Annotated in this window: 8 protein-coding genes and 1 rRNA gene; 2 read left to right on the top strand and 7 right to left on the bottom strand. The window is 68.3% G+C overall.

The window, feature by feature from the left end; genetic code table 11:
* The 7 genes from QWY80_RS02650 to QWY80_RS02680 form a co-directional block, all read right to left on the bottom strand.
* A 16S ribosomal RNA gene (locus QWY80_RS02650) occupies nucleotides 1–96 on the bottom strand; the annotation flags it as partial.
* 612 nt (nucleotides 97–708) lie between these two features.
* Nucleotides 709–2,193, bottom strand: coding sequence for a bifunctional 2-methylcitrate dehydratase/aconitate hydratase (locus QWY80_RS02655; RefSeq protein WP_290229129.1), 1,485 nt, complete (start codon nucleotides 2,191–2,193; stop codon nucleotides 709–711).
* A 117-nt stretch (nucleotides 2,194–2,310) separates the two neighbouring features.
* Nucleotides 2,311–3,480 carry a 2-methylaconitate cis-trans isomerase PrpF gene (gene prpF / locus QWY80_RS02660; RefSeq protein ID WP_290229130.1) on the bottom strand — a complete coding sequence of 390 codons (1,170 nt, stop codon included), beginning with the start codon at nucleotides 3,478–3,480 and terminating at the stop codon, nucleotides 2,311–2,313.
* A complete protein-coding gene (acnD, locus tag QWY80_RS02665; protein ID WP_290229131.1) occupies nucleotides 3,477–6,110 on the bottom strand; it encodes a Fe/S-dependent 2-methylisocitrate dehydratase AcnD in 2,634 nt (877 codons plus the stop codon). Before acnD ends, prpF begins: the two co-directional genes overlap by 4 nt.
* 78 nt (nucleotides 6,111–6,188) lie before the next feature.
* The gene (gene prpC, locus QWY80_RS02670; RefSeq protein ID WP_290229132.1) at nucleotides 6,189–7,316 is read right to left on the bottom strand and encodes a bifunctional 2-methylcitrate synthase/citrate synthase; all 1,128 of its coding nucleotides are present in this window, start codon (nucleotides 7,314–7,316) and stop codon (nucleotides 6,189–6,191) included.
* 51 nt (nucleotides 7,317–7,367) lie between these two features.
* The gene (gene prpB / locus QWY80_RS02675; protein ID WP_290229133.1) at nucleotides 7,368–8,258 is read right to left on the bottom strand and encodes a methylisocitrate lyase; all 891 of its coding nucleotides are present in this window, start codon (nucleotides 8,256–8,258) and stop codon (nucleotides 7,368–7,370) included.
* Nucleotides 8,259–8,292: 34 nt separating this feature from the next.
* A complete protein-coding gene (locus QWY80_RS02680) occupies nucleotides 8,293–9,003 on the bottom strand; it encodes a GntR family transcriptional regulator (protein ID WP_290229134.1) in 711 nt (236 codons plus the stop codon).
* A 227-nt stretch (nucleotides 9,004–9,230) separates the two neighbouring features.
* On the opposite strand from QWY80_RS02680, the gene pabB reads away from it, so the two are divergent.
* Nucleotides 9,231–10,604, top strand: coding sequence for an aminodeoxychorismate synthase component I (pabB, locus tag QWY80_RS02685; protein WP_290229135.1), 1,374 nt, complete (start codon nucleotides 9,231–9,233; stop codon nucleotides 10,602–10,604).
* Between the two features lie 115 nt (nucleotides 10,605–10,719).
* Nucleotides 10,720–11,340: a phosphoadenosine phosphosulfate reductase domain-containing protein gene (locus tag QWY80_RS02690; RefSeq protein ID WP_290229136.1), complete on the top strand. Its 621-nt coding sequence runs from the start codon at nucleotides 10,720–10,722 to the stop codon at nucleotides 11,338–11,340.
* The last annotated feature ends 40 nt before the right edge of the window (nucleotides 11,341–11,380 follow it).

Below are 11,380 nucleotides of genomic sequence, written 5' to 3' on the forward strand. Positions count from 1 at the left end.
ACGCCCGGGAGCAAGCTCCCGTCGTTTCCGCTCGACTTGCATGTGTTAGGCCTGCCGCCAGCGTTCAATCTGAGCCATGATCAAACTCTTCAGTTTAAGATCATATAGTCCTTACCCCGTCGCTCCGAAAAGCAACAAGAAGCGGACCAAACTTGGCTCAAGGTTCAAACGTTCTCAAAAAGACCCGAAAGCCTTTGACGAGTCGCTTGCCTTGATGGTTCGTGTGACGTGATCACCGACCCATCGACAAGCGCCCACATGAATTACCTGATCGATTGTTAAAGAGCGTCTCGCTGGCCGTCGTGCCGCCGAAGCGACCTCGCCGGCGCCCTGCGAGGAAGGCGTATTCTACGTGATCGGCGCCGACTGTCAACTGCGATCTGGCGATCGCCGGAGCGTGATGGGCCTGGCCCGACACCCTCCCGGTTGACCGGTATCGCCACCTGGGCGACCGCCGATCGAGTGGCGCGCATTCTACCGAATCCGCCGCGCCTGTCAACCGAGCCCTTTCGATACCTTCCGAAAAACCTCAGACAGAACAAGCGCTTCCGCCACTCTCCACCGCTGGCAACGTGACCCGTCGCCGGCAGCGGATGCGTACTTTACGGACATTCGACGAAAGGCGCAACCCCTCCCGTAAAAATAAATCTAGACCATCCTGCGCCCACCTACCAAGGCCGTTTCGACCCCGCCGCACGCGTGGCGCCGTCAGATCATGAACTGATCCATGAAGCGGTGCACCGGCGTGGCCTCCAGGCGCTGCTGGTCACGGCACAGCGCCAGGATCCGCTCGCTGCGCGCGGCCGGGAAACGCGTGGCCAGGTGACGCCGGAACTTCTCCTCCAGCACCGGGATGCCCTCCTCGCGACGCCGGCGATGGCCGATGGGGTACTCCACCTCGACCCTGTCGGTCGCGGAGCCATCGCGGAAGAACACCTGCACGGCATTGGCGATGGAGCGCTTGTCCGGGTCCAGGTAGTCGCGGGTATAGCGCGGCTCCTCGACCACCTCCATCCGGTCGCGCAGCTCGTCGATCAGCGGATTGGCCGCGTGGAAGTCGTCCTCATAGTGTTCGGCGGCGAGTTCGCCGTGGATCAGCGGCACCGCGGTCATGTATTGCAGGCAGTGGTCGCGGTCGGCGGGATTGGCCAGCGAGCCGGCCTTGGAGATGATGCGAATCGCCGACTCATGGGTGGTGATGACGATGCGATCGATCTCCGCGAGGCGCTCCTTCACCTGGGGATGCAGGGTCACCGCCGCCTCACAGGCGGTCTGGGCGTGGAACTCCGCCGGGAAGGAGAGCTTGAAGAGGATGTTCTCCATCACGTAGCTGCCCAACTCGCGCTGAAAGGTGAAGCGCCGCTCGCTCTCGGGCTTGAGCTGCTGGTCCTTGTTGGTCTTCGCAAAGAGCACATCGTAGAAGCCCCACTGAGGCGCGCTGAGTGCACCGGGGATGCCCATCTCGCCGCGCAGGGCGATGTCGGCCAGGCGCACCGCCCGGGACGTCGCATCCCCCGCCGCCCAGCTCTTGCGCGAACCGGCGTTGGGGGCATGGCGATAGGTGCGCAGGCTCTGGCCGTCCACCCAGGCGTGGGACAGCGCCGAGAGCAACTGCTCGCGGTCGGCGTCCATCAGTTTCGCCGCCACCGCGGTGGAGGCCACCTTGACCAGCACCACATGGTCGAGGCCGACCCGATTGAAGGAGTTGTCCAGCGCCAGCACGCCCTGGATCTCGTGGGCCATGATCATGGCCTCGAGCACGTCGCGCATGACCAGCGGCGCCTCGCCCTGGGCCACCCGCTGCTGGGCGAGGTGGTCGGCGAGGGCCAGGATGGCCCCCAGGTTATCGGAGGGATGCCCCCACTCCGCGGCCAGCCAGGTATCGTTGTAGTCCAGCCAGCGCACGATGGCGCCGATGTCCCAGGCCGCCTTGACCGGATCCAGGCGGAAGGAGGTGCCCGGCACCCGGGCCCCGTGGGGCACCAGCGTGCCCTCCACCAGCGGTCCCAGGTGCTTGGTGCATTCGGGGAAGCGCAGTGCCAGCAGGCCACAGCCCAGGGTATCCATCAGGCAGTGCCGCGCGGTCCGCCAGGCTTCCTCGCTGTCGATGCGGTAGTCGAGCACATAGTCGGCGATTCTCTGCAGCTCGGGATCGTAGTCCGGCCGCACATTGGCTTCCACGGTGGCACTCATGGCGTCTTCCTCCTCTCGCAGGACGGCCCCGGGCGTTCCGCGGCTCCCTTCACTATAGGAAAAACACGCGCACCCCGGGCCAGGCGACCCGGGGTGCGCTACGACCGCTGCAGCGAATCAGAAGCTGTCGGCGGGCACGCGCACCCAGCCTTCCATCAGCACCCGGGCGCTGCGGCTCATGATCGCCTGGTCGATCACCCAGCGCCCGTGCACCCGGCTGGCCTCGGCGCCGACCCGCAGGGTGCCGGAAGGGTGGCCGAAGGTGACGGCGCTGCGCTGGCCGCCGCCGGCGGCCAGGTTGACCAGGGTGCCCTCGATCGCCGCCGCCGAGGCTATGGCCACCGCCGCGGTGCCCATCATGGCGTGGTGCAGCTTGCCCATGGAGAGCGCCCGCACCAGCAAATCGATCTCCTCGGCCGCGACCGCCTTGCCACTGGAGGCGGTATAGCCGGCCGGCGACGCCACGAAGGCCACCTTGGGGGTGTGCTGGCGGCCGGCGGCCTCGCCGAGCTCCCGGATCAGCCCCATCTTCAGCGCCCCATGGGCACGGAGGGTCTCGAACCTCTCGAGTGCCTCGGCATCGCCGTTGATGGCCTCCTGCAGCTCGGTGCCGGAGTAGCCAAGATCGGCGGCGTTGACGAAGATGGTGGGAATGCCGGCGTTAATCATCGTCGCCGGGAGGACCCCGATGCCCGGCACCTCCAGGTCGTCCACCCGATTGCCGGTGGGGAAGATGGAGCCCTCGCCGTCCGCCGGGTCGACGAAGGCCACCGGCACCTCGGCCGCCGGGAAGGTCACGCCGTCGAGTTCGAAGTCGCCGGTCTCCTGGACCCGGCCGTCGACCATGGCCACCCGGCCGATGATGGTCTTGCCGATATTGGCCTGCCAGATGCGCACCTCGGCGACGCCGTCGTCGGGGAGGCGCGCCGGGTCCACCAGGCCGCTGGCGATGGCGAAGGGCCCCACCGCCGCCGAGAGGTTGCCGCAGTTGCCGCTCCAGTCGACGAAGGGCGCGTCGATGGCCACCTGACCGAACAGGTAGTCGACGTCGTGTTCCGGCGAGGCACTCTTCGACAGGATCACCGCCTTGCTGGTGCTCGACGTGGCCCCGCCCATGCCGTCGATCTGCTTCTGGTAGGGGTCGGGGCTGCCGATCACCCGCAGCAGCAGGCGATCGCGGGCCTTGCCCGGCACCCGCGCGGCCTCGGGCAGGTCGTCGAGCCGGAAGAAGACCCCCTTACTGGTCCCCCCGCGCATGTAGGTCGCCGGAATGCGGATCTGGTTCATGCTCCCGCCACCTCCGCGGCCTCGAGGAAGTCCTGGGCGAAGCGCTGCAGCACGCCGCCGGCGGAGTAGATGGAGACCTCCTCGGCGGTATCCAGGCGACAGGTCACCGGCAGCCGCTCGCTGCCGCCGTCACGGCGATGGATCACCAGGTCGAGGGTGGCACCCGGCGCCGGCTTGCCCTCCACGTCGTAGGTCTCGGTGCCGTCCAGTCCCAGGGTCCGGCGGGTGGTACCGGCCTCGAACTGCAGCGGCATCACCCCCATGCCGATCAGGTTGGTGCGGTGGATGCGCTCGAAGCCCTCGGCGACGATCGCCTCCACGCCCGCCAGGGCCACGCCCTTGGCCGCCCAGTCGCGGGACGAGCCCTGGCCGTAGTCGGCGCCGGCGATGATGATCAGCGGCTGCTTGCGCTCCATGTAGGTCTCGATCGCCTCCCACATGCGCACCACCCGGCCCTCCGGCTCGAGGCGCGCCAGCGAGCCCTGGATCACCTCGCCCGTCTCGTCGCGCACCATCTCGTTGAACAGCTTGGGGTTGGCGAGCGTCGCCCGTTGGGCGGTGAGGTGGTCGCCGCGGTGGGTGGCGTAGGAGTTGAAGTCCTCCTCCGGCAGGCCCATCTTCGCCAGGTACTCGCCCGCCGCGCTGTCCGGCAGGATGGCATTGGACGGCGACAGGTGGTCGGTGGTGATGTTGTCCGGCAGGATCGCCAGCGGGCGCATGCCCTTGAGCCCGCGCTCGGCGGCCATGTTGCCCTCCCAGTAGGGCGGGCGACGGATGTAGGTGCTCCGGGGGCGCCACGCGTAGAGTGGATCGACCCGGGCACGCGCGCTCTTGTCCAGGTCGAACATCGGGATATAGGTGTCGCGGAACTGCTCGGGCTTCACCGCCTGCCGGACGATGGCGTCGATCTCCTCGTCGGCGGGCCAGATATCCATCAGCGTCACCGGCTTGCCGTCCGGGTCATGGCCCAGCACGTCCTTCTCGATGTCGAAGCGAATGGTGCCGGCGATGGCGTAGGCCACCACCAGCGGCGGCGAAGCCAGGAAGGCCTGCTTGGCATGCGGGTGGATGCGGCCGTCGAAGTTGCGGTTCCCCGAGAGCACGGCCACCGAATAGAGGTCGCGGTCGACGATCTCCTGCTGGATCCTCGGCTCCAGGGCACCGGACATGCCATTGCAGGTGGTACAGGCATAGGCCACCACGCCGAAGCCGAGATCCTCCAGTTCGGGCAGCAGCTCGGCCTCCTCCAGGTACATCTTCACCGTCTTGGAGCCCGGCGCCAGCGAACTCTTCACCCAGGGCTTGCGGGTCAGGCCCAGCCGATTGGCGTTGCGGGCGATCAGTCCCGCGGCCACCATGTTGCGCGGATTGGAGGTGTTGGTGCAGCTGGTGATGGCGGCGATGATCACCGCGCCATCGGGCATCCTGCCCTGTCGCTCCTCGGCCCGGGCCTTGTCCAGGTCCACGGCGATGCCGCGCCTGGCCAGTTCCGACGTGGGCAGGTGGGCATGGGGGTTGGAGGGCCCGGCCAGGGTCCGCTCGACGCTCGACAGGTCGAAGCGCAGCACCCGCTCGTACTCGGCGCCCTTCAGGCTATCGGCCCACAGGCCGACCTGCTTGGCATAACGCTCCACCAGCGCCACCTGGTCGTCGTCGCGCCCGGTGAGCCTCAGGTAGTCGAGGGTCTGGTCGTCGATGTAGAACATCGCCGCGGTCGCCCCGTACTCCGGCGTCATGTTGGAGATGGTGGCCCGGTCGCCCACGGTCAGCGCCTCGGCACCCTCGCCGTAGAACTCCAGGTAGGCCCCCACCACGCGTTCGCGGCGCAGGAACTCGGTGATCGCCAGCACCAGGTCGGTGCCGGTGATGCCCGGTTGCAACTTGCCCGTCAGCTCCACGCCGACGATGTCGGGCAGGCGCATCATGGAGGCGCGGCCCAGCATCACGCTCTCGGCCTCGAGGCCGCCCACCCCCACCGAGATCACCCCCAGGGCGTCGACCATGGGCGTGTGGCTGTCGGTACCCACGCAGGTATCCGGGAAGGCCACGCGCCTGCCGTGCTCGTCCGGGCGCACCTGCACCACCGGCGACATCTTCTCCAGGTTGATCTGGTGCATGATGCCGTTGCCCGGCGGGATGACGTCGACGTTCTCGAAGGCCGTCTTGGTCCAGTCGATGAAGTGGAAGCGGTCGTCGTTGCGGCGATCCTCGATGGCACGGTTCTTCTCGAAGGCGTCCTTCTCGAAGCCGGCATGCTCCACGGCCAGGGAGTGGTCGACGATCAACTGGGTCGGCACCACCGGGTTGACCTTGGCGGGGTCGCCGCCCTTCTCGGCGATGGCGTCACGCAGGCCAGCCAGGTCGACCAGCGCGGTCTGGCCGAGGATGTCGTGGCACACCACCCGGGCCGGATACCAGGGGAAGTCCAGGTCGCGCCGGCGCTCGATCAGTTGCTCGAGTGCATCAGTGAGCAGCGTGGGGTCACAGCGGCGCACCAGCTGCTCGGCCAGCACCCGGGAGGTGTAGGGAAGGGTGGCATAGGCACCGGGTCGGATCGCCTCGACGGCCTCACGCACGTCGAAGTAGTCCAGCACGGTGCCGGGAAGCGGTTTGCGATAGTCGGTATTCATGGCGTCGGGCGTCTTCCAGGTGGGATCGGGGCACGAGCATCGAGGGCGGCGACCCCGCGGGACCGCCGTCCGGGTGGGTCAGTCGCGCTGCTCGAGCGGCACCCACTCGCTGTGCTCCGGACCGACGTAGTCGGCGCTGGGGCGGATGATGCGGTTGTTCTCGCGCTGCTCGAAGACGTGCGCGCACCAGCCGGTCACCCGCGAACAGACGAAGATCGGCGTGAACAGCTTGGTGGGGATGTCCATGAAGTGGTAGGCGCTGGCGTGGAAGAAGTCGGCGTTGCTGAACAGCTTCTTCTCGCGCCACATCACCGCCTCGACGCGCTCTGAGACCGGGTAGAGCACGTTGTCGCCCACGTCCTCGGCGAGCCGCTTCGACCACTGCTTGATGATGGCGTTGCGCGGGTCGGACTCGCGGTAGATGGCGTGCCCGAAGCCCATGATCTTTTCCTTGCGCTCGAGCATGCCGAGGATCTCGCGCTCGGCCTCCTCCGGCGAGGTCCAGTTCTCGATCATCGCCATGGCCGCCTCGTTGGCCCCGCCGTGCAGGGGGCCGCGCAGCGAGCCGATGGCGCCGGTCACACAGGAGTGCATGTCGGAGAGCGTGGAGGCGCAGACCCGCGCGGTGAAGGTCGAGGCGTTGAACTCGTGCTCGGCATAGAGGATCAGCGAGACGCTCATCACCCGGGCGTGCAGCTCGGAGGCCGGTTCGCCGCGCAGCATGTGCAGGAAGTGGCCGCCCACGGACTCGTCGTCGGTCTCGGTGTCGATGCGCACGCCGTCGTGGCTGTAGCGGTACCAGTAACAGATGATCGACGGCAGCACGGCGAGCAGGCGGTCGGAAACGTCCTGCTGCGCCTCGAAGCTCTCCTCGGTCTCCAGGTTGCCGAGCATGGAGGCGCCGGTGCGCATCACGTCCATGGGATGGGCATCCCTGGGGATCTGCTCGAGCACGGCCTTGAGCGCTGCCGGCAGGCCGCGCAGGCCCTTGAGCTTGGTGATGTAGGCATCGAGCTCGGCCCGGTTGGGCAACTTGCCCTTGAGCAGCAGGTAGGCGACCTCCTCAAAGTGCGCCTTCTCGGCCAGCTCGGCGATGTCGAAGCCGCGATAGGTCAGGCCGGCGCCGCTCTTGCCCACGGTGCACAGGGCCGTGCTGCCGGCGCTCTGGCCACGCAGGCCGGTGCTGCTGACGGGTTTGTCTGTCATGACGTGTTTCCTCTCTGGCGTGTCGTTGTCGTTGGTATCGTCGTACCGGAATCAGGCGTCGTCGCCCTTCTCCGCGAAGAGGGCGTCGAGCTTGCGCTCGAAGGCGTGGTAGTCGAGGAAGTCGTAGAGCTCCTCGCGGGTCTGCATGATGTCGACCACGTCCTGCTGGTGGCCGTTCTCCAGGATGCTGCGGTAGACCTTGAGCGCCGCGGCGTTCATGGCGCGGAAGGCCGACAGCGGATAGAGCACCATGCGGCAGCCCACCTCGCCGAGTTCCTGCTGGGTGAACAGCGGCGTGGCGCCGAATTCGGTGATGTTGGCCAGGATCGGGGCATTCACCCGTTCGCAGAAGGCCCGGTAGTCGTCGAGGGTGTGCACCGCCTCGGCGAAGATGGCGTCGGCACCGGCCGCGATGCAGGCGTTGGCGCGCTCGATGGCGGCGTCGAGCCCCTCCTTCTGGAAGGCATCGGTGCGGGCGATCAGGATGAAGTCCGGATCGAGGCGCGCATCGGCGGCGGCCTTGACGCGGTCGACCATCTCGGCCTGGGAGACGATCGCCTTGTTGGGGCGATGCCCGCAGCGCTTCTGGGCCACCTGGTCCTCGAGGTGCACGGCGGCCACGCCGGCGCGCTGCATCTCCTTGACGGTGCGGGCGATGTTGAAGGCCCCGCCCCAGCCGGTATCGATGTCCACCAGCAGCGGCAGCTCGGTGGCGCCGCAGATGCGATGGGCGTCCTCGACCACGTCGTTCATGGTGGTCATGCCCAGGTCCGGCAGGCCGAAGGAGGCGTTGGCGACGCCGCCACCGGACAGGTAGATGGCCTGGTGGCCCACGCGCTCGGCCATCATCGCGGTGTAGGCGTTGATGGTGCCGACGATGGGCAGCGGGCGGTTGGCTTCCAGGGCGGCGCGGAAGCGCGCGCCGGGAGTCTGCTGGGTCATGGATGTCTCCTTGTGATGTTCGGCAGCCGGACGCTCAGGGGGTCGCCTCGGCCTCCTCCTCGAGGACGGCGGCGTAGCGGTCGACGACATTGTCGCGCGAGGCGCTGACGTGGCGCCGCATCAACAGTTCGGCGAGCTCGGCGTCGCCGGCCTCGATGGCGTCGACGATGCGGTGGTGCTCGACGAAGGCGCGCTGGGGCCGGGTGCCGCTGGCACTGAACTGGGTACGATAGAGCCGCACCAGGTAGTAGAGGTCGTCACACAGCATGCCCATCAGCATCTTGTTGTGACTGCCCTGGACGATGCGGTAGTGGAAGTCGAGGTCGCCCTCGCGCTGGTAGTAGGCCTCGCCGCGCTTGAGGTCGCTCTGGCGCTCGTGCACCGCCAGCACCTCGCGCAGGCCGGCGATCTCCTCGGCGTTCATGTGCTGGGCGGCGAGCCGCGCAGCCATGCTCTCCAAGGCCTCGCGCACGTCGAACAGCTCGAGCAACTCCTTGATGGAGAGCTTGACGACCCGGGCCCCCACATGGGGCACCCGCTCGATCAGGCGATGCGCCTCGAGGCGGCGCATCGCCTCGCGCAGCGGCCCCCGGGAGATCCCGTAGGTGCGCGAGAGCCCCGGCTCGGTGATCTTGCTGCCCGGTGCCAGCTCGCCGCGGACGATGGCATCCTGCAACTGCTGGAAGACTCGCTCGGCGAGGGTGCGGACCTCGGGGCTGGATGGTTCGGCTGCGACTGGCTTCATGGTCATTGTCGACAATTAAGGAGTGAAGGAAGAGTAGCGACTGCCGTGATACGGGTCAATAACCCACCATCGCCGGGTTCGTTCGCCTTTGGTTGTAGACAACCTACCCACCTGGCGAGCCAATGTCGACCATGCCTCGTCAAGCGTTGAGGCCCGCCCGGCCATCGGGCGAGGACAAGCCGGCGCACGGCGCCTAGAATGGGGCGCCTGACAACACAGGCGCCCCGATGACTGCAAGACTCCAGATCACCCCCCTGCCCTATCGCGACGACCCCCTGGACGACTTCGCCCGGCTGCGGCGCCGCCCGGGCGCCGTGCTGCTGGACAGCGGCCGGCCCGTGGCCCCCGGCGGACGCTACGACATCCTCTCCAGCGACCCCCTGGCGGTGCTGGAGGTCGATGCCCGGAGCGGCGTCTCCGGCGCGCCCGAACTGGCCGGCCTGTCGCCCTTCGCCGCCCAGCAGGCGCTGCTGGAGCGCCTGCCGGAGCCCCTGACCGACAGCGACCTGCCCTTCCTCGGCGGGCTGATCGGCTACTGGAGCTACGACCTCGGCCGCCACCTGGAGCCGGTGGGCGACCGCGCGCGCCCCGCCGTGAGCCTGCCCGCCAGCCGCGTCGGCCTCTACGACTGGGCGCTGATCGTCGACCACGCGCGCCGCGAGGCCTGGCTGGTGGCCACGCCCGAGCGACGCCGCCAGGCACTCGGCTGGCTGGGCCAGGCCCCCGCCCCGGAGGCCCCCTTCCGGCTCACCGCGCCCTTCGCCGCCGAGCTGGAACGGGACGCCTACCTGGCCCGCTTCGACGCCGTACAGCGCTACATACGCGCCGGCGACTGCTACCAGATCAACCTCGCCCAGCGCTTCAGCGCGCCCTTCGAGGGCGACCTCTGGGCGGCCTACCGGCGCCTGCGCCGGGCCACCCCCACCCCCTTCGCCGGCTACCTGGCCTGGGCCACGGAACGGGGGGAGCAGGCGATCCTCTCGCTGTCGCCGGAGCGCTTCGTCGAGTGTCGTCAGGGGCGCGTGGAGACCCGCCCCATCAAGGGCACCCGCCCACGGGGCGACACCCCCGAGGCGGATCGCCGCCTGGCCGAGGAGCTCGCCGCCAGCCTCAAGGACCGCGCCGAGAACGTGATGATCGTCGACCTGCTGCGCAACGACCTGGGCCGGGTGTGTCGGCCGGGCAGCGTGCGGGTGCCGCAGCTCTGCGGCCTGGAGAGCTACGCCAACGTGCACCACCTGGTCAGCGTGATCACCGGCGAACTGACGCCCGACCGCACCCCGCTCGACCTGCTGGCGGCGGCCTTCCCCGGCGGCTCGATCACCGGCGCCCCCAAGGTGCGGGCCATGCAGATCATCGACGAACTGGAGCCCTCGGCACGCAGCGCCTACTGCGGCAGCCTCGGCTACGTGGACCGGCGCGGCCGGATGGACACCTCCATCGCCATCCGCAGCGCCGTGGCCGATGCCGGCCACCTGCACCTGTGGGGCGGCGGCGGCCTGGTGGCCGACTCCGAAGGCGAGGCGGAGTACCAGGAAACCCTGGACAAGATCCGCCACCTGATGGCGGCCCTGGCCGATGAAACGAAGGACATGGAATAAGAGGAAGTGCGCTTATTCCATTTGATGCATAGATATCCAAGAAAACGGTATTGGGCAGAGGCTCCGCGGCTCCGCTAGGGTAGCCCCAGACACGCAGACCCCCAGGAGTTGCCCCATGTCACAGCCACTCGACATCATCAACCGCGACCTCGGTCAGGATCCCGAGGCCCTGATTCGCTGGGCCCTCGACCAGGGCAGCCGACCGATCTGCACCACCAACTTCCGCCCCTTCGAGGCGGTCATCCTGCACATGGTGAGCCGCCAGCGGCCGGACATCCCCGTGGTCTGGATGGACAGTGGCTACAATACCGAGGCCACCTACCGCTTCGCCGACGACCTGGTGAAGCGGCTCGACCTCAACCTGATCACCTATCTGCCGAAGCGCTCCCGGGCGCATCGCGAGGCCCTGGAAGGTCCCTTCCCCGGCATCGACGACCCGCGCCACGCGGCCTTCACCCAGGAGGTGAAGATCGAGCCCTTCGAGCGAGCCCTGCGCGAGATGGCCCCGGACGTCTGGTTCACCGCCCTGCGCGCCGAGGACACCCCGGAACGAGCGCGCATGGCGCCGGCGAGCCGCAACGCCAACGGCCTGCTCAAGGTGGCCCCGCTGCTCCACTGGACCGCTCGGGACCTCTACCGCTACCTGCAGGAACACGACCTGCCCAACGAGTTCGACTACTTCGATCCCACCAAGGTGGAGGAGAAGCGGGAGTGCGGGCTGCACCTGCAGCACTGAGCCCCCACGCAGGACGGCCGCCACGGGCTTTCCCGTGGCG

Source organism: Halomonas ramblicola (assembly GCF_030409215.1).
Lineage (GTDB): Bacteria > Pseudomonadota > Gammaproteobacteria > Pseudomonadales > Halomonadaceae > Halomonas > Halomonas ramblicola.